Raw genomic sequence first — 23,170 nt, forward strand, 5'->3', positions numbered from 1 at the left:
ATGTCTGCGACCGTCACTTTCTACGCCAGCGAATGCGTCTGGGGTTCCTCGTCATTCAACTCCACCACGGACCTCAAGGTGGGCAAGACCGGCTCTTCGTCTTCCGACGGCACGAAGTACAAGGGCCGGCTGACCTTTGACGCGATTCCCTCCAACTGGATCATCCGGAGCGTGACGCTCAAGCTCAATCGCATCGACAGTTACAACGCCCACACGCTGCTGTTCGGCGGCTCAACCTCGGGCGGGTTCAGCGCGTCGCTGGCGTTTTCTTTCACTCAATCCATCTCGAAGGGCACCGGCTCAAAGTCCATTGATCTCACCGACTACGCGTCCGTCATTCAAGGGTTCGGCGGCACGTGGTATCTGCACATCCGCCACGGCTCCGGAACCAACTCCTACACAGAGTTCAACGGCGACGAGGACGCAAGCAGCAAGAAGCCGCAGATCGTGATCGTATATGATCTGGCGACGGTATGGTATCGGAATGGGGATTCCTGGGTCGAATGCGAAGTCTGGTACCGGAACGGGGACGCCTGGGTCAAGGTGATCCCGTACTACAACAGCGGGGGAACCTGGATCCAAGTATAGCGCGGAACGCGCGGAAAAACAAGGACGGCCGCTCCATCTCGGGGCGGCCTTTTCATAGCAACAGACGGGAGGAAACAAACATGCGGGATTTTTCCATTGACCTCATCTGGGCGAAGATTCAGATGGCGGCAGCCGCGGTGGGCGGCTGGCTGGGGTACTTTCTGGGCGGGTCGGACGGGCTGCTGATCGCCCTCATCGTGTTCGTGACGCTGGATTACGTGACCGGCGTGATGTGCGCGATCATCGACAAGAAGCTTTCCAGCGAAGTGGGCTTCAAGGGCCTGTTTCGCAAAATGCTGATCTTCGCGCTGGTGGGCGTGGGGCACATCGTGGACACCCATGTGGTGGGCGTCGGCAGCGCGCTGCGTGCGGCGGTGATCTGCTTCTACCTCTCCAACGAGGGGCTTTCGGTGCTGGAGAACGCGGCGCACATCGGCCTCCCCGTTCCGGACAAGCTCAAGGAGATCCTGGCGCAATTGCACGATCGGCAGGACGATACATCGGATGCAGATGACTCCGGGGACGCGGATTCCTCAGGCGACGGCAAGTAATGACCGCCTGTCCAGAAACGACAGGCTGATTCCTTCCTGGGAGGGCAAACAGTCGCGGAGGATCTCTATGCAATATATAATAAAGCGAAGGAGTGGACGTCATCTTACCCAATAAGACGTCATACCCGCGTGTTTCAGGACCTGGTCTGGAGCGCGAAAAAGTCGTGCAGGCGTGCGCGGGTGTAAGAAGTATTCATTCAAATTTTAGATGAAAATAAAAATGTGGATGGGCGTGTTAACAAAAAGGCGATAGAAAAAGTAGCTCAAATTTTGTTAAATAGTTACCGTACATCATGTATTAGTTTAATGGGTGAAAAGCATGTCTACGTACGGCAAAAACCTGAATTATTTCCTCATGGATGGATCCTCGTCAGGCCGGGTCAAAGTTTCTCTGGTTAACTGGTCCGGCGTCGCGTACCGGATTCCCCGGACGATGCTCGACGCATGCAAGGATCGGGATGATTTGGCATACAGCGGCGTCTACTTCCTGTTTGGTGTGATCGGTGATGCGGAGGAAGATGCGGTCTATATCGGCCAAGCTGGAGCAAGAAAGAATGGCGAGGGAATCCTCTATCGCCTGCAGGAGCACCGTCGGAATCAGGACAAGGACTATTGGCGTGAAGCGGTTGTTTTTACTACATCCAACAACACCCTTGGGCAAACCGAAATCAGCTATTTGGAGCATCGTTTCTATGGATTGGCGAAGTCTGCGGATCGATATAAGGTTATGAATGGGAATGACCCAATGTGCGGCCACTTGACCGAAGAAAAGGTCAGCGAAATGGAAGAGTACATTGATGTTGCCAAGGAAGTCATGGGAATTCTCGGGCATCGCGTTTTTGAACCATATGTCGAGAATTCTACGAATGCACTGTCTGTGGCGCAAAGCGCGCCAACCGTACCGGCAGCGACGCTGTTTTGTACTCGGAATGGGGCACAGGCGAGGGGAAAGGTAACATCTGAAGGGTTCGTTGTTCTGGCAGGCAGCAAACTTTCAGACCATCCGACGAATAGCTGTCCCGATAGCGCCAAGGCAGCGCGCGCCAGGTATGCCGATGATATTATCAGCAACACGCTCCAGCGCGATGTGTACTTCAAATCGCCTTCGGGGGCATCTAACTTTGTCCTTCTCGCATCCAGCAATGGGAATGTGGAGTGGCGCGAGGCGGGCGGAAAGACCCTGCGGGACTTGGAGTATAGCGACAGTGTGGAGAACGGGAGCCAACCGCCGGTCATCGAAGCAGAGCCAGAAGACAACCAGGTCGAAGTATTGTTTTTTTGTACAAGAAGGGGCGCAAAGGCCAAGGGAAGAGCCACAAAACATCGGTTCACCGTTTTAGCGGGTAGTTTATTAGCCGCCCAACCGACAGACAGTTGCCCTGACAGCGCGAGGTCTGCGCGCAATCGGTATAGTGACGCGATTCGCAATCTGGTTCTGCAGCGGGACATCGTCTTTTCATCCTTTTCCAGCGCATCCTGTTTTGTGCTGCTGGCATCCAGCAATGGAAGGGCGGATTGGAGGACTGCAGACGGCAAGACATATTCCCAAGTTTTCAATGAGAATTGAGAACGAATTCTTGACTATGGTGGTTGAAGACTCGAACATGTCGATAAGTAATATGGCTTGTACGATGCGGACTATGCGGGATTGTCCTATGTTCTGGTTCGAGCAGGTGCCTCTATCGAGGATAGATTATACCATACGACTGATTGATAGCCTTGACACCATAGAGTAATTGGATATCATACAAAGAAGCTGTCAGCCTTCCCGGCTCAGTTCCGGGATGGTTTTTCTAAAGCTTCCTCGGGGAACAACCCGTAATTCCAATACTGACCGTGCGCGCCGGGGGGCGCTATTGTTTTGCTCATTTTTGAGCGAAAGGGGGATTCTCTCATGGCGATTGTCAAAGTTCCCGTCTCCAAGTTCGTGGAGTACATTCAGTGGTGTCTGGAGCACAAGTGCGGCTACATCATGGGCGCCTACGGACAGGACCCGAAGAAGTGGGCCGCGGACAGCTGGTGGTTTACCCAATACAAGGGTGACCAGCGCAGAAAAGCGCTCTACTGGCGGGAAAACGCTCCGCTTGTCATGGACTGCAACGGACTGGCCGAGGGCTGTTACCTGAAGGAGACCGGCGTCAACATCAACGCACGAGCGCGGAACAACTATTCCTCGTGGTGCAGCCCCAAGGGCACCGGCAAAATCCCCGCGGCGCGGCGTGTGGCAGGCGCGGCGGTGTTCATCCACAACGGCTCGTATGTGAGCCACGTGGGGTTCCTCTGGAAGCCGGTGGACGCAGAAAAGCCCGAGGGCGATTGGTGGATCATTGAAGCGCGCGGCGTGATGTACGGCGTCGTGGCCACGAAACTCAGCGCGCGGGGCTGGAACCGCTGGGGGCTGATGACGAAGTACTTCGACTATGCGGAGGAAGCACAGACTGCCGATGCGGAATTGGAGTTCGGCCAGCGGGAGCTCTCCTATGGCGACACCGGTGCTGATGTAAAGGCACTCCAGGAGGCGCTGATCGCCCTCGGGTATTCCTGCGGGAAGTGGGGCGCGGACGGCGAGTTTGGAAAGGCGACCCGGAGCGCCGTTCTCGCGTTCCAGACCGCGAACAATCTGGACACAGATGGCATTGTCGGCGAAAAGACCGCGGCGGCGATCAACGTCCTGCTCCCCGAGAGCGGCGAGGAAGCAGAGACCACCGAAGAAGCCTCTGTCAAGGCGCAGGTCAAGGTCACGGGCGGCTCGGTCTACCTGCGCACGCTGCCATCCACGGAAGGGGCCATCCGCGGTGTTGCGCACAAGGGCGACCTTCTCGAAAGCGCCGGTGACGCCGTGAATGGCTGGTTCCCGGTGCTTCTGGACGGCGAGGTTTGCTACATCTCCGGGAAGTACGCGGAAATTCCAAGGGAATGATGGCGACATAAGAACCATCGGGCTTTGCCTTTTGCGGGCAAGGCCCTCTTTTTTGTTTTTGGTGGTTGCCATACAGGGCCTTTTTGTCCTGTGGGTACTGAAGAAGTCTACTGCTTCTTCAGAATGGAGTGCGCAGTATGACCCCGCAGCAGAAAGAAGCCGTTGCCCAGATGCGCAAGCAAAACCTGGGCTATGCCCATATTGCCAGAAAGTTGGATGTTTCCATCAACGCGGTCAAAGCGTTTTGCCGCAGAAACGGACTTGTCGGCCAGCACCATGACGCAGCCCCCCTGCCCGGAGAGTTATCCGAAACATCTCCGGAAACGGACTTGACACACGGCGCGAACAGAGGGATGTATAGCATGCCCGCGGATGCCCAAGACGGGAAAAGCAACGGGCGTCCGGGAAACCGGCCCGTCTGCCAGGTGACCGTTTCCTATTCGGCCGTGCCCGATGAAACGGCAGTGGATGACGTGCTGGGCATGTTGATCAATGCAAACTACGCGAGGTGACACGAGTTGAAACGGGTGATCTGCCTTTACCGCGTCTCCACCGTCGGCCAGGTGGACCATGACGACATCCCCATGCAGAAACTGGCCTGCCGGGAATACGCGGCAACGCACCCCGATTGGGAAATTGTCGATGAAATCTCCGAAAAGGGCGTCTCCGGCTACAAGGTCAGCACCAATGCCCGGGACGCCATTGTAGAGATCAAAAAGCGCGCCGTTCTGCATCAGTTTGATGTGCTGCTCGTCTTTATGTTTGACCGGTTGGGCCGGCGCGAGGACGAGACGCCGTTTGTGGTGCAGTGGTTCAGCCAGCAGGGCATCGAGGTGTGGAGCACCCGGGAGGGGGAGCAGCGGTTCGACACCCACGTGGATAAGCTGCTCAACTACATCCGCTTCTGGCAGGCTTCCGGCGAGAGCGAGAAAACCGCCATACGTGTAAAGACCAAGCATACACAGATGATTCAGGAGGGTCTGTACCGCGGCGGGCTGATTCCGTATGGTTACAAACTGGAGTACTGCGGACGAACCAACAAGCGGGGCCAAGCCGTGCGGGATCTGGTCATTGACGAGAACGAAGCGGTGATCGTCAAGCGCATCTTCCATCTGCTGACGGAGGAGGGCTACGGCACCAACCGCGTCGCCCAGTACCTGAATGACCGGGGGATCAAGACCAAGCGCGGCACCACGCTGTGGCGGGGCACGTCCATCCGCGCCCTGATCGACAACCCCATTTACAGGGGCGTCATGCACATGACCGGCGTGCAGTCCCAACCGTTTGCGCATTTAAGAATGATCGACGACGACTTGTTTGAGCGCTGCCAGCAGACGGTCAAGGGGCGCTCCACAAAGAATTTCGGCGCGGAAACCGAGACGCCGCTTCGGACCGACACGCGCAGTCTCCTGAGCGGGATCCTCTACTGCGGGCACTGCGGCAGCCGACTGTGCTACAACTACCAGCGCGACGTGCGCAAGCGGGCGGACGGCACCACCGCCGTGTACGAGTATGAGGTATACCGCTGCTATCGGAAGCTCTCATCGCGCTACACCTGCGACGGGCAGAGCGCCTACAAGGCCGCGGCGCTGAACGAGGCGGTGGAGCGGCAGGTCCGGCAGTTCCTTTCCCGCATTCGCTCCGAGCCGAAGGAGAACCTGCTCGCCCTGGCCGGCGCCCGGAACGAGGAGGCCAACCGGGTGGCGTTCCGTCAGGCGGAAAAGGAATTCGAGAACACACAAAAGCAGGTGACCGCCTTGGAAGAGGAAGCCGTCAAGGCGCTGACCGGCGAAAGCCAGTTGGATCTCGCCATCATCAACCAAATGCTGATCAAGCATCGGGCCAAGCTCGAAGCCGCCAAACGCGCCATGGACGACGCCAAGGCCCGGATGGAAACGGAGAAACAGAACAACAAGGAAACGATCGCCCAGGTTGATGAGCTGCGCTCCTGGGCCGCGTGCTTTGACGTCGCAAACATCGAAACCAAGCACATGATCGTGGCGCGGCTGATTGATCGGGTGGAGGTGAGCCGGGGCTACAAAGTCCACATCCGGTTCAAAATTTCCGTTGAGCAGTTCCTCGGGCAGAGCGCGTGAGGCAAGAGATCGTTCCCCATGGGGCGCTCGGTAGGGTCGAAGCAGGCCCGAGTTCAGTCTCTAGCAAATAGATGGATACTTCCATAGATTTTGGTGCTTCGTCAGGAACTGTCTGAAAAATCCCCCCATTATTCTGCCAATTAGCCTGGATCACGATTGACGAGGCGTCGCGGGAAGGATAGAATAAAAAGCAAGGTTTGCCCACTTTGACAGCGCGATTCGCGAGCGATTCAATGCGGGCGCGGATGAACTGATGAGCGTGCCGGTGAGCGAGTAAAGCCAGATACGGGAAAGGTGAGGGGTGCGCCCCGCGAGGGCCGCAGGTGGTAATTCCTGGCCGGGCGAAGCAGCCCTTCAACCAATGCGGGATGTGCATGGGCGTATGTGCAGATGAAGAATCTCTATATCGTTGGCGGTACGATGGGCGTTGGAAAAACGACGGTTTGTCAGATCATGAAAAGCAGGCTGTGCCATTCCGTTTTCCTCGACGGAGACTGGTGCTGGGACATGCATCCGTTTCAAGTAACGGAGGAGACGAAGCGGATGGTGGTGGAGAACATATGCTTTCTCCTGAACAACTTTCTCAGGTGCTCGGCCTATGAGAACATCATTTTTTGCTGGGTCTTGCATGAACAGGCGATTTGGGACGACATTCTGGCAAGGCTGTCACTGGGCGGCGTAAAGCTCCATGCTGTTTCCTTAACGTGCACGGAGGAGGCGCTGACGGCACGGCTGCAAAAGGATGTGGAGGCCGGGATCCGCACGGAAGACGTCATTGAACGGAGCGTCCGGCGGCTGCCGATGTATGGACGGCTGAACGCGCGCAAGGTAGATGTATCGGCGCTCTCCCCGGAACAGGTTGCGGAACGCATTTTGGACAGCCGGGGGTGCGCAGAGCTGCGGGGTTCCAATTAAACGGGTAGAGGAGGATTCCAAATGGCGTATCGGGCAATTGTGATCGAGTATTCGCCCAAGGCGGAGGACATGGCCGCCAGGATCGAAAAAACGGCCAATGAAATGGAGAAGGAAGGATACGAGCTGGTCACCTTCTCCGTTACGGGATCCGCCAAGGCGGTCGCCGTATTCGAAAAGGTGTCCAAGGCATAACGCCTGTTCCGGATTCCTTTTATCATAAAAACTTTCCGCAGCCCCCTTGACTGTCCCCTTGGGGGTGGGCTTATGCTACCGATGAGGTGATAAGAATGTTGATTGCGGAAGTTTGCAAGGCGACGGGGCTGACCAAAAAGGCTGTCGAATACTATACGGAGCAGGGGCTTATCGCGCCCGCCCTCCTTTCAAACGGATACCGGGATTTTTCTGAGAGCGATGCGGAAAAACTCCGGAAGATCCGCGTGCTGCGCCTATTGGATATGAATCTCCCCGAGATTCAGGAGGCGCTTTCGGATTCTTCTGGAGAAGTGTTTCATAAGATGGCGCTCAAGCGCAGCATGGAGATCCGGAGGGATGCCGCCAAGAGCAGGCTGCTTCAGCGGCTCGCCTCAGGTGAAGACGTGGAAGCCGTCGCCGGGGAAGCCCAGGCGCTGGAGGCGCAGGAAGTCGTTGCCGAGCGGCTGCTCAATCGGTTCCCCGGGTATTACGGCCGATTCCTTTGCTTGCACTTCGCCCGGTTTTTAACCGATCCGGTGAGCACACAGGCGCAACGCGCCGCCTTTGACCGGGTTGTGCGCTTCTTGGACGGGATGCCTGCCCTTACGTTTCCCGAGGATGTACAGGCGCTGCTTGCGGAGAGCACGGCCAAGATGGACAATCAACTGGCTGAATCGCAGCTGACACAGATGGGAGAGGCCTTCCGCGACATGGACGCCTTCTATGCCAAGAACAAGGAGGCGCTGGATGCATACGCGCAGTTTCGCGCTTCCGATGCGTATCGGAACTCCCCGGTGTACCGCTTGCGGCAGATAATGAAAGACTTTTTCTCGGGCAGCGGCTACTACGATGAATTCCTCCCCGCGATGGAGGCGCTGAGCCCCGCTTATGCCGCGTACCGCAGGCAGTTGGAGATGGCCAATGAGAAATTCCTGGCCGAGCATCTCGAATACAAAGACCTGGAGGGATGAGCAGGATCTCATGGCGCGGCGCGTCTCGGACGGGGTCGCTGACCACGCTGGGACTGCCCGCGCAACCGTCGCGAAATGACAACTATGAAGGGAAAAAGCGACCATAATGGAATAGGCCAACATGAAAACCCGGCATTGCGCCGGATTTTTCTATGTGAACGGTTTGCTTGCGAAAAGCAAAATTTCGTAAATATTAACACAAAAACGCCCGCAGGCACACCGTTCACATCGACGGCCAAAGAAGCAAATTTTATGAAATGTGTATAAGAAAACCGCCCTTATCGGGCGGAATTTTGGTGGTCTGTACTGGACTCGAACCAGTGACCCCATCGATGTGAACGATGTGCTCTACCAACTGAGCCAACAGACCAAACTTTTGATAAATCCTACCAGCTGGTTCTACCAACTGAGCCAACAGACCAAGGCGGGTTCGCAAACACCGGCGACGCAATCTATATTACCATGGGAGGAGAGACTTGTCAACCCTCAAATCGCATTAAATCAGCGCGATAGTTTGCGTTTGTCAATGGTGTGGCCCAAAGAGGGATGCGTGGCGCTGAAGGAGGCTAGGTCAGCCGAGCGTAGGCATGGCCTGGTTGCTCCATGCCAAATGGGTTCGCGGCTTCTCGTTGAGTTCATGAAACGCCTGCGGATTTCTGACCGCGCAATATAAACTGTGCAAACTTAGGGCGGCAAAATTGCACGCCTCTGTCGAGGGCGCGCCCATCGATGTGGTGAACTGAGCGACGAGGGGATAAAGTAGGCACGGACGCGGGGGAGACGGTCCCGACGTCCGGCCTTGGCGTCGATTTGCGATGGTCGGGCGTTACTTCTGCTCCAGGCGAAGCGAGAAGTGGGCGATGTCGTCTTGCAGGAAGTGGGCGACGGGCTTGCCGTTTTCGGCCGTCTCGGAGGCGCCGCCGAAGCGGTAACCGCGTCTCTCCAGGTGCCAGCGGGCGCGGCGCATGTCGTTGACGCCGATCGACAGGGGCCCGCGCTCGCCGCGCGGGGGGAGACCCAGCACCTCCATGCCCAGCATCTTTGAGATCGCGCTGCGCGTGAGATGCTCGATCCGCGCCCAGTCGCCCGCCACAACCGCGTCGTCCGGCACCATCCAGCTGCCGCCGACGGCGCGCACCTTGGGGAATGCCAGGTAGTCGAGGAAGTTCTTTTCGTTGACGCCGCCGGTGGGCACAAAGCGCACCTGCGTGTAGGGCGCGGCCAGCGCCTTGATCATGCCCAGGCCGCCCAGCGCCTCGGCCGGGAAGAACTTGATCGTCTCGATGCCCATCGACAGCGCCATCTCGATGTCGGAGGGGTTGGCGCAGCCGGGCAGCACCGCGATGCCGCGCCGCCCGCAGTGCTGAACGACCGCCGGGTTGAAGCCGGGCGATACGATGTAGCCCGCGCCCGCGTCGATCGCCCGATCGACCTGCTCGGTCGTCAGCACCGTGCCCGCGCCCAGCAGGATGTCCGGACGCTGCGCATGCACATTGCGGATCGCCTGCTCGGCGGCGGCGGTGCGGAAGGTGATTTCCGCCACTGGCAGCCCCCCGCGGTCGAGCGCCTCGCACAGCGGCACCGCGTCCTCGGCCTTTTCCACCTTGATGACCGGCACCAGCCCGGCCAGCGACAGCTTGTCCAGCATGTCCATCGGTTCGTCCTCCCTGCCAAATGTGCTCATTTCCACCGGGGATTGTCCTCAAGCACGGGCACGCCGTCCCGCTCTACCAGGATCTTTCGGAAGCCCTTTTGCTCGATCGTGCCGTAGTCGTGGCCGGCGTTGGCGGGAAACGCGAAGAAGGTGACCAATCGCTCGCGCCCGGTGTTGATCGAGCGGTGCGCCCAGCGGGGCGGGATGTACAGCCCCGCGCCCGGGCGCAGCCACTGGATATCCACGTCGCCCTCGGGCGTCTCCATCAGCATCGCGCCCTCGCCGCTCAGGCAGTAGTACACCTCGGCGGTCTCAATCACGGTGTGGAAGTGCCCCTTGGTCATGAAGTATTCGTCGCCCACCTTGCCCGGCATCACGATGCTGGTGCCGTAGCGCAGCTCGCCCGGTTGCTCGGGGATTTGCTCAAGCTCAAAGAACTCGTACAGCTGCGCATCGCCCGCGTCCACGATGGCCTGCGCGGCCGCGCGGTCAGCGAACTGTTCCAACAGGTTCGACACGTACCGCTTGGTCGGCTGCGCTTTACCGCTTGCGCATTGGCCGGTTTTGAGGTCAAAATCAATCACGAAAGGAAAAGCGTTCGCCCTGTTCATATCCAGTAAACCCCCTCTGAAGATTGGCATTATCCCTTGGCGAGCGTGCCGCACAGCTGTAGCCGCTCGCCGCTGATGTCGATGTCGAAGACCTCCGCGATTACCTGCGTCCAGCCGTGGATGAAGTAGATCCAGCCGTCCTCGATGACCAGGCTGCGCTCGGCCTTCTGCGCCTCGGCCTGACGCATGAACTCGAGCGTGCCGCGGTAGTTGAATTCCCACGCGATGCCGCCGGTTGGGAAGCGGCAGCCGTCGGTCAGCGGCGAGCCGGGCCGATCCTTGCCGAGGCCGGTGGCGTTGACCACCAGCGAGCCCGCGGGCAGCGATCCGACGATCCGATCGTTGAGCTCGGGCGACGGGCACAGGTGGAAGCTCAGCGGCACGCGCGAATCTTTCAGCACATTGACCGCCTCCGAAAGCCGGGGCGCGCTGCGGTTGGTCAGGTGGAGGCGCGCCGGGATGTTCTCCCCGTGCTTATGCTCGGATACGTACGCGCTGATCGACAGCGCGCTGCCGCCCGCGCCCAACACGCATACCTCGGCCTGCGGGTGGTCGAGCCAGTAGTTCTTCGGCAAAAACGCGTCGAGCGCCAGCCCCGCGGTGATCGGGTCCTTGGCATGGCCGCAGAGCCGGCCGTCGCGCTTTGAGATCGACGACAGCTCGCCGAACATCTCGGCATAGGGATCGAGGTAGTCGAACATGTCCCGGCAGGCGGCGTACAGGTCGATCTTGTGCGTCGTGACCAGCGCGCCCAGGCTCAGCGGATCGCCCTTAATGAAGGAGACCACCGCGCGATAGTCCTCGGCCGGGGCGTGGATCGCGATATCGATGCCCACGATGCGGGCGTCGAGCCCAAGCGCCTCGGCCCACTTGGGAAACACCCTCATGATCGAGGACTGGCCGGTGGTGACGCCGATAAAGTACATCGTGGGGTGCTCGGCCTTGGGGGGCAGTTTGCCCATGATAATCACTCCTCTGCAAGTTGGATGAGTACCTTCTGAACGCCGTCTTTTCCCGCATCGATGTACTCATAGGCTTCTTGGATCTGCTCAAGGCCAAACGTCCGGGAGATGAGCGGTGCTGTTTTTATGCGGCCATCCGCGAGGAACCGTAGGCTATCTTCATAATCATCCTGCACGTACATCAGCGTGCCGATCAGCGAATACTCCCGATCCTGTACATTCGCGATATTGATTGCGGGCAGCCCCGCATAGACACCGACGATGACAATGGGCGTCCCCTTGCCCACAATATCCAACACCTGGTTGAGCGCTCGCGGGCTGGCGCTGCATTCATAAACGGCGTCGGGGCCGTCCTCGCCGAATGCATCCCGTATCGCCTGCTCAAGCGAGGCATTCCCTACGTGGATGGGGTAGTCGATGCCCACCTCCTCGGCCAGCGTAAGCTTATGGTCGGATATGTCGGTGATCATGACCGAATCAGCGCCCATCGCCTTCGCAGCTTGAGCCAGCAGATTGCCGATGGTCCCCGCGCCGATTACGAGGATGTTCTTCCCCTCGACCTGTGCAAGACCGCGCTTTATCGCGTGCACACCCACGGCCAGCGGCTCGACGAGCGCGCCCTCGTCAAACGAGAGCTGCTCCGGCATCTTCGTGAAGAGATGCGCGTCCGCCGCGAAATACTCCGAATAAGCCCCCGTGCACTGACACCCGATGACCTTGAGCGTTTCGCAAACGTTGTAACGCCCCTCCCTGCACGGGCGGCAACGACCGCACACCTGCTGCGGTCTCAGCACGACCCGGTCGCCCACCCTGAGGTTTTTTACCGATTTCCCAAGCGCCACGACCTCTCCGCTCGCCTCATGCCCCATGACGATGGGTGCGTGCACAAACGGATGCTTGCCGTGAAAGGCGTGGATGTCCGATCCACAGACGCCGATGGTACGCACGGCGATCAGCGCTTGATCGTCGCCCGGCACGGGGACGGGCACATCGATCATTTGGAATCCCTGAGTGCGCACAAGCAATGCCTGTCTCATATTCTGCCCCTCCGTTCGCCTGCGTTTAGTCGAACACGACGACGATCTTCTCCGCGTCCTTTCGGTCATGCACCGCCTTGTGATAGGCTGCGTTTGCGTCCTTAAACGGGAATCTGTGCGTCATGACCGGAAGGATCGTCGAGCGGCGGTATTTGAGCAGCGTCATGGCTTCCTCGAACAGGTTGGTATAGCGGATCACCGGCACATAGGTAATCCCGTGCATGACGGAACTGGCCATAGGCATCGGCGTTCCGTCGTTGACCAACAGCCCGATCAGGCAGACGGTTCCGCCGTCGCGCACCAGGCGCTGGGCCTGGTCATAAGTCTCGTCGGTACCGGCGCATTCAAACGCGTACATCGCGCCGAGGCCCCCGGTCATTGCCCGAACGCGCGCCTCGGCATCCTCGCATTCCCGCACGTTGAAGACATGCGTCGCGCCCATCTGACGTGCCATATCCAGCTTCATCGGCGTGCGGCCCAGGCAGATGATCATCCCGGCTCCGATGGTCTTGAGCGCGTGAATGGTCATGAGCGCAATCGGGCCGTCCCCGATCACGACCGCATTGTCGCTAAATCCAATGCCCGTGTTGCGGACCGCCTGTAACCCGACGACAAACGGCTCGATCAGCGCACCTTCCTCAAATCTCATGCTGTCCGGCATTTCATAGACCAACTCCTGAGGCCAGGCGACATACTCGGCCATGCAGCCGTTTCCGGGCGGCGTGCCCATAAAAGACATATGGCGGCAGAAGTTGTAGCGACCCGCGCGGCACGCGTTGCAGCGCCAGCAGGGAATGCCCGGCTCGATCACGACGCGCTCGCCGACCCTGTGGCCTTGGACATCCGACCCCAGCTCGGCGATCACGCCCGAGCACTCGTGCCCCAGAATCAGCGGCTCCGTGAGCACGAACGGCCCAATCCGCCCGTCCTTGTAAAAATGCACGTCGGAGCCGCAGATGCCCGCGGCCTGAATCTTGACCAGCACCTCGCCCGCCTTGGGCTGCGGAATCGGCACCTCGCGCAACTCCATGCTCTCGCCGCCCTGCGCAAACCAAGCCTTCATCGTTCCGTTCACGGCGAAACCCCCTTCAATTACCCCTCGTATTCGTTCTTCCTGATCTTGTTCTGCCGGATGTTGTCGATGATTAGCGCCGTCAGGATGATGAGTCCTTTGACCACGTCGCGCAGATACGAGTTGACGTTTTGCAGCGTCATCCAGTTGCCGATGACCTCGATCATCAGCGCACCGGCCACGGTGCCAATGATCGACGCGCTGCCGCCGGCCAGGCTTGTGCCGCCGATGACAATCGCGGCAATGGCGTCCATCTCCATGCCCTGCCCGGTCGTCGCGGACGCCGACAGCAACTTCGAAGCGAGAATCAGCGAAGACATGGCGCAGGTGACACCCGTCATGACGTAGCCGGCAATCGTCGTCTTGACTACGCTGATGCCCGCATACCACGCGCCCTTGGCATTGCTGCCTACGGCCAATATCTTGCGACCGAGGGCAAATCGCTTGAGGATCATAAGCCCGGCCACAATGAACACCAAGAAGATCAAGATCGGAACCGGTATGCCGAACAGCGTACCGAGGCCCACATAATCAAAGTTTTCCCCCGCGATCGAAATCGTCCTGCCGTTGGTCAGGTAGAGCGATATTCCAAAAGTGATGAGTTGCAGCGAGAGCGTCACCATGATCGGCGGCAGCTTGAGCAGCGTGACGCCGATGCCGTTGAACAGCCCGAAAAATACCCCTAGTACAAACATCATAACGACCATCAGCCACGCCGGCAGACCGTTGTTCATGCCCATCGCGGCCAGCACGCCCATCAGCGTCACCTGCCCGCCGACCGACAGGTCGATGCCGCCCGTGCCGATGACGAAGGTCATGCCCACGGCGACGATGCCGGTGGAGGCCGTCCGGCGCAACACATTGATGATATTCCTCGTCGAGGCGAACATCGGCGTAACCGCTGCGATGACGGCGCACATCATCAGAAGAACCAAGATGATGGCAAACTCCGACTCCAGAATTCTCTTTCCGCGACTCTTTCCGACCATTCGCTTCTGCATAGTCCCGTCTCCTTACAGCAATTTAGAAATATCGCCGACCCCTTCATCCCGCGTGTCTATGACGCCCGAGATGCGCTTTTCCTTCAAGATCACCAGCGTATCGGACATGCTGTAAACCTCCTCAAGCTCGGAAGAAGTGATGATCACACCCACTCCCGCTTCGACGAGGTCATTCATCATGTTGTAAAAGGCCACCTTGGCTCCGACGTCTATGCCGCGCGTGGGCTCGTCGAAGATGATCACGCGTGAACCGGCAGCAATCCACTTCGCCAGAACCACCTTCTGTTGGTTGCCCCCGCTCAGATTACCCACGGTCTGGCGTTCGCCCGCACACTTGATCTCGAGATCGCAGATCATACGCTCGACGAGCCTGCGCTCCGCCCTGTCGTCCACGATACCGAGTTTCGACTGTCGGTCGATTACGGGAATCAATATGTTGTTGAAGATGGACATGTTGGTGACCAATCCCTCGCTGCCGCGATTCTCCGGAACCAAGCCAATATTCGCCGCGATGGCACCCCGCGGATCGCGGAAGTTCACCTCGCGCCCCTCATAAAATATCCGCCCGCTGATCTTGTGCCCGCCGGTTCCAAAGACGCCGAACAGCAGCTTCGCGACCTCCGACTTCCCGGCCCCGAGCAGCCCCGCAAAGCCAAGAATCTCCCCCTTGTAGAGGGTAAACGAAACATCCTCCAGCAGCCCGTCCACCGTCACATGCTCCGCGCGCAAAATCTCGTCACCGCGCGGGAACCGCTTCTTGGGGAACTTTACCGAAAGTTTCCGACCAGCGATCATCTCCGCCAGCGTATCAACCGTCAGCGCACCCGAATCATACTGCCCGATCTTTTCCCCATTTTTAAAGACGATCACTTCGTCGGTTACGCTCAGCATCTCGCCGAGCTTATGCGTCACGTAGACGACGATATATCCTAGCTCCTTCAGCTTGCGGACCGCTCGGTTGACGATTTCGCTATCCTTGTCGGTGAGCGCGGAGGTGGGTTCATCCAAGATGATCAGCTTGCAGTCGCGCGAGAGCGCGCGGACAATCGCGACCAGCTGCTGCTGCGCGACCTTTAGGTTGCCGAGCCGCACGCGCGGATCGATGTCCAAATCCAGCGAATCCAGCAGTGCTCGCGCCCGCTTGTGCAATTCGTTCCATTTGATGTAGCCGACCTTGCTGTCGGTCAGATGCGATATGAAGATGTTTTCCGTGACGCTGAGGTCGGGCAGCATGTTCAATTCCTGATAAACCATGCTGATGCCCAGACGTTGCGCGTCGAGTGGGGAGGCAATCGCCGTCTCCTTACCGTCAATCAGAATCGCGCCGCCGTCGGCGACGTAGGCGCCGTTGATGATCTTCATGGTCGTAGATTTGCCCGCCCCGTTCTCGCCCGCTAATCCGTAGATGGTGCCCGCATGCAAAGTGAAGCTGATGTCGCAGACAGCCTTAATGCCGCCAAAAACCTTACTGACATGTTTGAGTTCCAAGCTCTCCTTAATCACAGGCGTCTCTCCTTTGCCCTGCGCCTCGCACCGGGATACTCCGGGGCCTGGCGGCCCATTTGGTGTCGGCCGCCAGGCCCGCTTCCGTTTTGTCGGCGGATTGTAATTAGATGTTCATGTAGTGGTTCCAGGCTTCGACCGTGCCCGACCACCAGTCCGTGATGTTCTCGTAGTCGAAGTAGCCCCAAAGCGTACTGTCGCCGATGTCTTCCTTGGTGACCACGCGGGTCTCCATCGGGATCTTCACCTTGTTAAGCGCGTCAGCCTTGCCAGCCAGCACGTAATCCAGCACGCCCTTGACGGTGACGGTCGCCAGCGCCAGCGGGTTCTGCTCGATTTCCACATCGATCCAGCCGTCCTCCAGCGCCTTGATGCCGATGCTGTCGCTGTCAATGCCCGACCAATAGATGTGCTTCTCGCCACCGCGCGGGCCGTATCCGGCCTGCTTGAGCGCAGAGATGACGCCGCTGTCCATCGAGTCGCAATGGGTGATGATGCCGAAGATGTCGTCGGAGGCGGTGAGCACGTCGGACAACTGCTTCTCTGCCTCGTCAGCCGACCAATTGCTGGGGCATTGGATCAGCTCGAGGCCGTATTCCGCCGCCACCTTGTCGATGCCTTCCTGGCGGAGGTAGGCGTCGCTCTGGGTCATGGTGCCCTGGATGCAGGCGATCTTCGCGTTCTTCACGCCTTCCTCCTTGGCCTTCTCGGCGAGCCACAGTGCGGAAGAGTAGCCAGTAGCCACGTTGTCGCTCGAGGTGCAGGTGAACACCGCGCCGTTGCCGATTTCGATGTTGAAGCCGACGCAGGTCACGCCCTCCGCCACGGCCTTCTGGACCGTGGAGGCGATGCCCTCGGTGTTGGAGGTGTGGATCAGGATGATCTTGCATCCCATGGTCACGTAGTCATTGATCTGCTCGACCTGCTTGGCGAGGTCGCCCGCGCTGTTGGACATGAGCACCTCCGCGCCCGCGCCCTCGAGCAGCTTGGTCGTGTACGCAACGGCGGCACAGATCCAGGTCGATGAGAGGTCGCCGACGGTGATGCCGACCTTTATGCCTTGGGCCTTGTCGCCAAGCAGTGCCTTGATATCGGCGTCGAGGGAGCTTTCTGCGGACGCGACGCCGACAAACGCTGCCAGCGCCAACATTAAGGAGAGCAACAGGGATACGAGTCTCTTCGTTCTTGCCATGGGGAAACCACCTTTCGCATATTTTTTTTCCTCTATAAGAGGAAGTGGACCCATTTTCACCCCAGCGATTTGACGATTTGGATCGCCGATTGCGTGTTGATGCCCATGCGCTCCACGCCCATGTCAACGAGCGTTAGAAATTCTTCGCGCGTGCGGATGCCGCCCGCCGCCTTAACCTTTATGTTCGTGCCGCAATACTGCTTGATCTTGCGGATGCGCTCGATGTTGGCGTCGCCCGGCAACCAACCGGTGCCCGTCTTGACGAAAGTCGCGTCGCTATCCATGGCGAGCTTGCAGGCCGCGAGCATCTCATCGTCGGTGAGCGCGTTGATCTCGATGATCACCTTCTTAATGGCCTTGTCCCCAATTGCCTGGATGACGGTTCGGATATCGTCCAGCGCATAATCCATTTCCCCGGATTTGAGCTTTCCGACGTTCATCATGATGTCGATCTCTTCCGCCCCGTCCCTCACCAAGCGCAGGGCTTCGAGTACCTTGGTCTCGGTCGCATGACCGCCGGACGGAAAGCCCACCGGCGCGCCCACATAAACCCCTCCGATTTCCTTGACCATCGGGGCGATCGTCGAAACCCATGCCGGCAGCACGTGCACATTGATGAACCGATACTCGCGGGCGATTTCGACCAACTTCAGAATGTCGTTAAGCCCGTGACAGGTGCGGACCGCGCTGATGTCGATGAGCCGAGCCGCTTCAAAGGCTGTAATCAAGTTCCCTTACCTCTTTCCGCGCATTAGTGAATGGTATATCCGCCGTCGATGACGATGTTCGCGCCGGTGATCATGTTTGCGGCCTCGCTGGCTAGGAACACCGCGCAACACGCGACCTCCTCGGGCTTGCAGAACCGTCCGGCGGGCGTGTTCGCAATCGCTTTTTCGTGGACCTCGCCCACGTCCCAATAACCCATGATAAGCGGGGTTTCGGTCGCGGTGGGTGAGATGGCGTTGACCTGTATGCCATGCTTGCCCCACTCATAAGCCAGCGACTGGGTCATGGAAATGACGCCCGCCTTGCTGGCGCTGTAGGCGACGTGCTTGTCTATCGCGACGCTGCCCGCTTGAGACGCGAGGCTCAAGATCTTGCCGCCGTTTTGGGCGGCGATCATCTCCCGCCCAACGCGCTGGGACATGAAGAAGGTGCCCGTTAAATTGATCGCAATGACCCTTTCCCATATCTCAGGGCGCATCTGCTCCGCCCACTCGATGTCCCCCACGCCCGCGCTGTTGACCAACACGTCGATTCGCCCTTCGTTTTTCATGATCGCGCGCACGGCGGCATCAACCGATTGCACGTCGGCGATGTTTGCTGCGTAAGCTGAGGCGTTGTCGATTGTGAGCGCGGCCTTAAGCACCTTATCTAGGTTTAGGTCCACCATGCACACCCGCGCGCCCTTTTTCGAAAACAGTTTGGCCGTCTCCAGCCCGATTCCGGAAGCCGCGCCGGTGATCACGGCTACCTTCTGGTCCAGCCGGAAATCCGTCGAAAACGCTTTGGCAATCATCCCTCAATCTCCTTCCCCGTCGAGACAAAGTCCCCCAAGTCCGAAAGCAACTCCGAGGCGCGATTGAACGCCCGATAGACCGGTTCATACTTGGCGTGGCATGCCGCGTCGGGGGTGAAGCGGTCCACGATCCGATGCAGCGAAAGCACCTTTTCGTAATCCGGCCAATGCCCAACCGCGCGCGCGCAGATGGCGGCGGCACCCACCGAGGCGGCGTCCTGCTCGATGTTGGTCTTGATGATGTCCATGCCGAACACATCCGCGAAGATCTGCATCCACAGCCGCATCTGGCTGCCCCCACCGCAGAACAGAATTTGATCGGTCAGCCGGGCTTTCTGCTTCAAATACTCCAGCGAACAGCGCAGGTTGAGCGCCACTCCTTCGAGCACTGCGCGGAGCATGTCGGCGCGGGTGCTTCCCAGGTTCAGGCCGACGAAGCCGCCGCGAATGTTCACACTCTTGTCCTGCGATGTGCCGCCCGCGAGGCTGGGGTTGAACAGGATGCCGTTCGCGCCAACCGCCGAGTTTGCGGCAAGCTCCTCGATCTTTACATAGGCGTCCTCGCCCCATTCGGAGCAGAGGTTTTCCTTCGCCCAACGCAGGGAACTGCCGCCGGCGAAGATGGAGAACGCGGAGGTGAACATGCCCTCTTGAATATGCGCGAACACGTAAGGGCGCTTGACAGCGTCCAAGATGGGATCGCGGGAATTGACGGGAATCCAACTGGAGGAGCCGAGCGAAGCGTAGACCTGACCGCTTTGGGGCCCCACGGCTCCCAACGCCATGCAGGCGTTGTCAACGCCGCCGCAGGCCACCGCCGTTCCCGGCGCGAGGCCGATCTCTCGTGCCGCTTCCTCGGTAACGTAGCCAACGATGCTGTGTGAGGGCACGATCTCTGGGAAAAAGGAAGAAGGTATCCCGGCGGCCTCGAAGAAATCCTCGCACATCTTACCCTGTTTGAGATCGTACGCCCCGGTTCCGGATGCATAGGAATGGTCGATGGCGATTTTTCCGGTGAGCCTTAGGTTGATATAGTCCTTCGAGCCTACGACCTGGCGGATTTGACCAAACATCCGGGGCATGTGCTGCTTGTACCACATAAGCTTGAACAGGCAATAGCAGGGCGCGGGAAATCCATTGCCGGTGGTCATATACCACAGGTCGCCGTCGACCTGTTCGAAAAAACGCTTCGCTTGCTCCGCCGCGCGCGTATCCGACCAGATGGGCACGTACTCGACGAGCGACCGACCTTGTTCATCGAGCGGCACGGCCACGCAACTATGCCCGGATAGCGCGACGCAGCGTATCTCCTGCGGCGAAACCTTCGCTTCTGCCAGCAACTGCCTCGTGCTCTTGATAACGCCTCGCCACCAATCCTCGGGGCGCTGCTCGTGGAAATTGTGCTCAGGATAATACGTCTCGTAGTCGATGACCGATTTGGCAAGGGTATTCAGGCCCTCGTCGTACAGCGAAGCCTTTACGCCGCCGGTACCCAGATCATACGCGAGAAATTTCATACGTCCCCTCCGAGGCATATCAAGTCGGAACATCACGAATGCACAATCATAATAACATAGCTATGTTTATACGTCAAGCCACAATGTTCTCACATTATATTCCCGAATATCTAGCAAAACTCCATATAAAACACTCGCGCAGTTCAGGCGCAGTAGTCTCGTCCATTCGATTTCCACACAATTCAGCATTATGTTTCGCACACAAGGGAATCGCTTGACAGAGGATCGACGGAAAGATTATAATGTCATAAGGTTGAAACTACAACAGTACGGTAAGGTGGATCGGTATGGATAAGACTCCGGCATATGCCCGCGTCTACAATCAGTTGAGGCGGCAGATTATCGAAGGCGAATATGGGATCGGCGAATTGCTGCCGACCGAACCCGAGCTGGAAAAGATGTTCTCCGTCAGCCGAACAACGGTTCGGCGTGCCGTTGATATCCTGTCGCGCGAGGGTTTTCTTAGAACCAAACAAGGGCGCGGGACGGAGGTGCTCAATTACAACACGCAGCAAAACCTCAACACGGTGACCTCCCTTACGGAAACGCTGGAGCGCAAGGGGTATCGCGTGTACGCCAAGAGCATGCACATCGATTATGTCGAGGCATTCCCGAAGATCGCCGCTGCATTGCGCATCGAGCCGGGCCAGAAGGTCGTGCGCATTCAGCGCATCCAAATGGCCGACGAAAGCCCGATCGCGATCATGTATAACTATATCCGCTGCGAACTGGTCCCCAATATCGAAAAATTTTCCGGCAAGTTCTCAAGCCTATACGCGTTTCTAGAGGAGCATTACGGCATCGTGCTGGATTCCGCCGTCGATCACATCACCGCGCGCACAGCCACTTTTGAGGAAGCGGAAATGCTGGGCGTGCCCGTAGGAACCGCCCTGGTCTATATGATGCGCACCTGCTTCCGCCAGGATAACGTCGTCTGTGCCGACCGAGTAAAGATCATCGCCGGGCGATACGAATTTGAAATTCATATGAGGGGCAGGTTTGAAAGATCATGATCAATGCCATTGCACCGAACCCTGCAGGCACCCACGGCGTGGATCGAATCTGCGGATAGCTTCGCCGGGATGGCCATACGGCCAGCTACAAGCGGGTGAAGCGCATCATGGGAGAGGAAGGCTTGAACTCGTCCATCTTCGTTACCGGCACAGCCTGACCGACAGCTGCGAGGCGCGCGGGGACGGATACCCCTCTCCTACGCAATTGGCCATCAAGTCGCCGGTTTCGGGATGCACCTCCATCCCGTCGGGCGTGCACACCAGTTGCTCGGGCAGCAGCATGAAGAGCTTGGGTTCCTGCATGGACGTATGCCTCGCTTTCTCTTAGTGGTTCGCCATCTTGGCGTACACGGGCAGCAGCGACTGGTAGCACAGCTCGAACAGCTCCTTGACCGGGCCGTAGGCACGGGCCGCCGCCGGGTCGCTCTCGTGCACCGACGTGACCTCGATGAAGCGCTCAATCGCGTCGAAATCCTTGAACAGCCCGACGCCCACGCCGCCGGTCACCGCCGCGCCCATCGAGGTGGCCTCCTCGAGCAGCCGGGGCACCTTGATGCGCGCGCCGTACACGTCGGCCATCATCTGCCGCCACACCGCGCCCTTCGCGCCGCCGCCGATCACCAGGATTTCCTCGATCGGGATGTGCTTGCGCAGGATATCGAGGATAATTGACAGGTTCATCGTCACCCCTTCGAGCACGCTGCGCAAAAGGTCCTTGCGCTCGTTTTCCATCTTGATGCCGAGAAAGCAGGCCCGCGCGTCCACGTTCCAACGCGGCGCGCGCTCGCCCAGCAGGTAGGGCAGGAAGATAATGCCGTTCGAGCCGATCGGGCTCTTGGCCACCGCCCGGTTAATCAGCTCGTAGGGGCTGATGCCCCGCGCCTCGGCCTCGAGCGTCTCCCGTTGGCAGACTTGGCTCTTGAGCCAGTTATACGCGCCGCCCGCCGACTGCATCGTGCCGTTGGGCGCGTACTTGCCGGGCACGATGTGCGCCCAGGTCACCGTGCGCATCTGATCGTCGAACACCGGTTGGTCGCTGGTGGACGCGATCCACGCCGAGCTGCCCACGTAGCTGAATGTCTTCCCCGGCTTCACCGAGCCCGCGCCCACGTTGGCGCACAACCCGTCGCCGCCGCCCATGACCACCGGCGTGCCCGCCTTGAGAGCGGTGGCTTCGGCCGCCGCGCGCGTCACGCCGCCCGCCACGAAGGTGCTGGGTACAATCTCGGGCAGCTTGTCAGGGTCGATCCCGGACAGCTCGACCAGGCGCTCCGACCAATTGAATGCCTTCAGGTCCAGGCAGGCCATGCTGGTGGCGTCCGACGGCTCGGTGTAGAACGCGCCGGTCAGCCGCTGCACGATGAAGTCCTTGGCATTGAGCGTCTTATAGGTTTGCCTGTAGATGTCCGGCTCGTTGTCGCGCACCCACATCAGCTTTTGCAGCCCGTAGCTGGCGCTGTTGCGGTGGCCGGCGATGCGGTAGTAGTCGCGCGGGGCGATCTTCTCGGCAAGCGCCGCCTGCTGCGCCTGCGCGCGCTGGTCGGCCCAGATGATCGACTTGCGCAGCGCCTTGCCCTGCCTGTCCACGCACAGGCAGCCCATCATCTGCCCGCTGAAGCTGACGGCCGCGATGTCGCCGGGCGCGACGCCTGTCTTTGCAATGAGATTCTTGCTGGTCTCGCACACCGCGCGCCACCAGTCCTCAGGGTCCTGTTCCGCCCAGGTCTGGTTGAAGTAGTCGGTCGCGTAATTGTACACCGTGCTGCCGATCAGCGCGCCGTCCTCGCCGAACAGCGTGGCCTTGTTGCCCGACGTGCCCAGGTCGTGCGCCAGGATATACTTCATGTCCCCACCCC

At 59.1% G+C, this 23,170-nt stretch carries 23 protein-coding genes and 1 tRNA gene; 10 read left to right on the plus strand and 14 right to left on the minus strand.

Going from position 1 to position 23,170, the window contains the following annotated elements:
* The 9 genes from ACH6CV_RS14170 (at nt 1) to ACH6CV_RS14210 (ending at nt 8,233) form a co-directional block, all read left to right on the plus strand.
* The gene (locus tag ACH6CV_RS14170; protein WP_456358859.1) at nt 1–588 is read left to right on the plus strand and encodes a hypothetical protein; all 588 of its coding nucleotides are present in this window, start codon (nt 1–3) and stop codon (nt 586–588) included.
* A gap of 80 nt (nt 589–668) precedes the next feature.
* Nucleotides 669–1,139: a phage holin family protein gene (locus ACH6CV_RS14175; RefSeq protein WP_456358860.1), complete on the plus strand. Its 471-nt coding sequence runs from the start codon at nt 669–671 to the stop codon at nt 1,137–1,139.
* 319 nt (nt 1,140–1,458) lie between these two features.
* On the plus strand, nt 1,459–2,706 hold the full coding sequence (locus ACH6CV_RS14180) for a GIY-YIG nuclease family protein (RefSeq protein ID WP_456358861.1): 1,248 nt from the start codon (nt 1,459–1,461) through the stop codon (nt 2,704–2,706).
* Between the two features lie 327 nt (nt 2,707–3,033).
* Nucleotides 3,034–4,059, plus strand: a complete 1,026-nt coding sequence (locus tag ACH6CV_RS14185; protein ID WP_456358862.1) for a peptidoglycan-binding protein — start codon at nt 3,034–3,036, stop codon at nt 4,057–4,059.
* Between the two features lie 137 nt (nt 4,060–4,196).
* Complete coding sequence (locus ACH6CV_RS14190) at nt 4,197–4,571, plus strand: hypothetical protein (protein WP_456358863.1); 375 nt, start codon at nt 4,197–4,199, stop codon at nt 4,569–4,571.
* A 15-nt stretch (nt 4,572–4,586) separates the two neighbouring features.
* Nucleotides 4,587–6,155, plus strand: coding sequence for a recombinase family protein (locus ACH6CV_RS14195; RefSeq protein WP_456358881.1), 1,569 nt, complete (start codon nt 4,587–4,589; stop codon nt 6,153–6,155).
* Nucleotides 6,156–6,545: 390 nt separating this feature from the next.
* The gene (locus ACH6CV_RS14200) at nt 6,546–7,070 is read left to right on the plus strand and encodes an AAA family ATPase (RefSeq protein WP_456358864.1); all 525 of its coding nucleotides are present in this window, start codon (nt 6,546–6,548) and stop codon (nt 7,068–7,070) included.
* Nucleotides 7,071–7,091: 21 nt separating this feature from the next.
* Nucleotides 7,092–7,262 (plus strand): hypothetical protein, encoded by a 171-nt coding sequence (locus ACH6CV_RS14205; RefSeq protein WP_456358865.1) that lies wholly within the window; start codon nt 7,092–7,094, stop codon nt 7,260–7,262.
* A 95-nt stretch (nt 7,263–7,357) separates the two neighbouring features.
* Nucleotides 7,358–8,233 (plus strand): MerR family transcriptional regulator, encoded by an 876-nt coding sequence (locus ACH6CV_RS14210; protein ID WP_456358866.1) that lies wholly within the window; start codon nt 7,358–7,360, stop codon nt 8,231–8,233.
* Nucleotides 8,234–8,527: 294 nt separating this feature from the next.
* On the opposite strand, the gene ACH6CV_RS14215 is transcribed toward ACH6CV_RS14210, so the two are convergent.
* From ACH6CV_RS14215 to ACH6CV_RS14270, 12 genes are all read right to left on the minus strand, one after another.
* Nucleotides 8,528–8,603 (minus strand) — tRNA-Val (locus tag ACH6CV_RS14215).
* A 456-nt stretch (nt 8,604–9,059) separates the two neighbouring features.
* A complete protein-coding gene (locus tag ACH6CV_RS14220; protein ID WP_456358867.1) occupies nt 9,060–9,887 on the minus strand; it encodes a bifunctional 4-hydroxy-2-oxoglutarate aldolase/2-dehydro-3-deoxy-phosphogluconate aldolase in 828 nt (275 codons plus the stop codon).
* Nucleotides 9,888–9,913: 26 nt separating this feature from the next.
* The gene (locus ACH6CV_RS14225; protein WP_456358868.1) at nt 9,914–10,498 is read right to left on the minus strand and encodes a glucose-6-phosphate isomerase family protein; all 585 of its coding nucleotides are present in this window, start codon (nt 10,496–10,498) and stop codon (nt 9,914–9,916) included.
* A gap of 29 nt (nt 10,499–10,527) precedes the next feature.
* The gene (locus ACH6CV_RS14230) at nt 10,528–11,460 is read right to left on the minus strand and encodes a shikimate dehydrogenase family protein (protein WP_456358869.1); all 933 of its coding nucleotides are present in this window, start codon (nt 11,458–11,460) and stop codon (nt 10,528–10,530) included.
* Between the two features lie 5 nt (nt 11,461–11,465).
* Nucleotides 11,466–12,497 carry a zinc-dependent alcohol dehydrogenase gene (locus tag ACH6CV_RS14235; protein WP_456358870.1) on the minus strand — a complete coding sequence of 344 codons (1,032 nt, stop codon included), beginning with the start codon at nt 12,495–12,497 and terminating at the stop codon, nt 11,466–11,468.
* Between the two features lie 25 nt (nt 12,498–12,522).
* Nucleotides 12,523–13,572: an NAD(P)-dependent alcohol dehydrogenase gene (locus ACH6CV_RS14240; RefSeq protein ID WP_456358871.1), complete on the minus strand. Its 1,050-nt coding sequence runs from the start codon at nt 13,570–13,572 to the stop codon at nt 12,523–12,525.
* 17 nt (nt 13,573–13,589) lie between these two features.
* On the minus strand, nt 13,590–14,570 hold the full coding sequence (locus ACH6CV_RS14245) for an ABC transporter permease (protein ID WP_456358872.1): 981 nt from the start codon (nt 14,568–14,570) through the stop codon (nt 13,590–13,592).
* Nucleotides 14,571–14,582: 12 nt separating this feature from the next.
* Entirely contained in the window at nt 14,583–16,073 is a 1,491-nt protein-coding gene (locus ACH6CV_RS14250) for a sugar ABC transporter ATP-binding protein (RefSeq protein ID WP_456358873.1), read from the minus strand.
* A 106-nt stretch (nt 16,074–16,179) separates the two neighbouring features.
* Nucleotides 16,180–17,265, minus strand: coding sequence for a sugar ABC transporter substrate-binding protein (locus tag ACH6CV_RS14255; RefSeq protein ID WP_456358874.1), 1,086 nt, complete (start codon nt 17,263–17,265; stop codon nt 16,180–16,182).
* A gap of 56 nt (nt 17,266–17,321) precedes the next feature.
* Entirely contained in the window at nt 17,322–17,993 is a 672-nt protein-coding gene (deoC, locus tag ACH6CV_RS14260; RefSeq protein WP_456358875.1) for a deoxyribose-phosphate aldolase, read from the minus strand.
* A gap of 23 nt (nt 17,994–18,016) precedes the next feature.
* Nucleotides 18,017–18,784 carry a GolD/DthD family dehydrogenase gene (locus ACH6CV_RS14265; protein WP_456358876.1) on the minus strand — a complete coding sequence of 256 codons (768 nt, stop codon included), beginning with the start codon at nt 18,782–18,784 and terminating at the stop codon, nt 18,017–18,019.
* On the minus strand, nt 18,781–20,301 hold the full coding sequence (locus ACH6CV_RS14270; protein WP_456358877.1) for a xylulokinase: 1,521 nt from the start codon (nt 20,299–20,301) through the stop codon (nt 18,781–18,783). The genes ACH6CV_RS14265 and ACH6CV_RS14270 overlap by 4 nt, the downstream gene beginning before the upstream one ends.
* 287 nt (nt 20,302–20,588) lie before the next feature.
* Here ACH6CV_RS14270 and ACH6CV_RS14275 point away from each other — a divergent pair, with 287 nt between their 5' ends.
* Nucleotides 20,589–21,314 (plus strand): GntR family transcriptional regulator, encoded by a 726-nt coding sequence (locus tag ACH6CV_RS14275; RefSeq protein WP_456358878.1) that lies wholly within the window; start codon nt 20,589–20,591, stop codon nt 21,312–21,314.
* 141 nt (nt 21,315–21,455) lie between these two features.
* On the opposite strand, the gene ACH6CV_RS14280 is transcribed toward ACH6CV_RS14275, so the two are convergent.
* Both ACH6CV_RS14280 and ACH6CV_RS14285 read right to left on the minus strand, forming a co-directional pair.
* Nucleotides 21,456–21,617, minus strand: coding sequence for a hypothetical protein (locus ACH6CV_RS14280; RefSeq protein ID WP_456358879.1), 162 nt, complete (start codon nt 21,615–21,617; stop codon nt 21,456–21,458).
* A 21-nt stretch (nt 21,618–21,638) separates the two neighbouring features.
* Nucleotides 21,639–23,159, minus strand: coding sequence for a xylulokinase (locus ACH6CV_RS14285; protein WP_456358882.1), 1,521 nt, complete (start codon nt 23,157–23,159; stop codon nt 21,639–21,641).
* Nucleotides 23,160–23,170 lie beyond the last annotated feature (11 nt).

It is taken from the genome of Anaerozeibacter quisquiliarum (assembly GCF_051162045.1).
GTDB classification, from domain to species: Bacteria; Bacillota; Clostridia; order Christensenellales; family Aristaeellaceae; genus Anaerozeibacter; species Anaerozeibacter quisquiliarum.

Coding starts and splice junctions, on each gene's coding strand:
- ACH6CV_RS14225 (WP_456358868.1), bottom strand. CDS start 10,498: ATGAACAGGGCGAACGCTTTTCCTTTCGTGATTGATTTTGACCTCAAA.
- ACH6CV_RS14285 (WP_456358882.1), bottom strand. CDS start 23,159: ATGAAGTATATCCTGGCGCACGACCTGGGCACGTCGGGCAACAAGGCC.
- ACH6CV_RS14220 (WP_456358867.1), bottom strand. CDS start 9,887: ATGGACATGCTGGACAAGCTGTCGCTGGCCGGGCTGGTGCCGGTCATC.
- ACH6CV_RS14185 (WP_456358862.1), top strand. CDS start 3,034: ATGGCGATTGTCAAAGTTCCCGTCTCCAAGTTCGTGGAGTACATTCAG.
- ACH6CV_RS14255 (WP_456358874.1), bottom strand. CDS start 17,265: ATGGCAAGAACGAAGAGACTCGTATCCCTGTTGCTCTCCTTAATGTTG.
- ACH6CV_RS14275 (WP_456358878.1), top strand. CDS start 20,589: ATGGATAAGACTCCGGCATATGCCCGCGTCTACAATCAGTTGAGGCGG.
- ACH6CV_RS14280 (WP_456358879.1), bottom strand. CDS start 21,617: ATGCAGGAACCCAAGCTCTTCATGCTGCTGCCCGAGCAACTGGTGTGC.
- ACH6CV_RS14235 (WP_456358870.1), bottom strand. CDS start 12,497: ATGAGACAGGCATTGCTTGTGCGCACTCAGGGATTCCAAATGATCGAT.
- ACH6CV_RS14175 (WP_456358860.1), top strand. CDS start 669: ATGCGGGATTTTTCCATTGACCTCATCTGGGCGAAGATTCAGATGGCG.
- ACH6CV_RS14265 (WP_456358876.1), bottom strand. CDS start 18,784: ATGATTGCCAAAGCGTTTTCGACGGATTTCCGGCTGGACCAGAAGGTA.
- ACH6CV_RS14230 (WP_456358869.1), bottom strand. CDS start 11,460: ATGGGCAAACTGCCCCCCAAGGCCGAGCACCCCACGATGTACTTTATC.
- ACH6CV_RS14205 (WP_456358865.1), top strand. CDS start 7,092: ATGGCGTATCGGGCAATTGTGATCGAGTATTCGCCCAAGGCGGAGGAC.
- ACH6CV_RS14200 (WP_456358864.1), top strand. CDS start 6,546: ATGAAGAATCTCTATATCGTTGGCGGTACGATGGGCGTTGGAAAAACG.
- ACH6CV_RS14170 (WP_456358859.1), top strand. CDS start 1: ATGTCTGCGACCGTCACTTTCTACGCCAGCGAATGCGTCTGGGGTTCC.
- ACH6CV_RS14210 (WP_456358866.1), top strand. CDS start 7,358: ATGTTGATTGCGGAAGTTTGCAAGGCGACGGGGCTGACCAAAAAGGCT.
- ACH6CV_RS14245 (WP_456358872.1), bottom strand. CDS start 14,570: ATGCAGAAGCGAATGGTCGGAAAGAGTCGCGGAAAGAGAATTCTGGAG.
- ACH6CV_RS14180 (WP_456358861.1), top strand. CDS start 1,459: ATGTCTACGTACGGCAAAAACCTGAATTATTTCCTCATGGATGGATCC.
- ACH6CV_RS14190 (WP_456358863.1), top strand. CDS start 4,197: ATGACCCCGCAGCAGAAAGAAGCCGTTGCCCAGATGCGCAAGCAAAAC.
- ACH6CV_RS14270 (WP_456358877.1), bottom strand. CDS start 20,301: ATGAAATTTCTCGCGTATGATCTGGGTACCGGCGGCGTAAAGGCTTCG.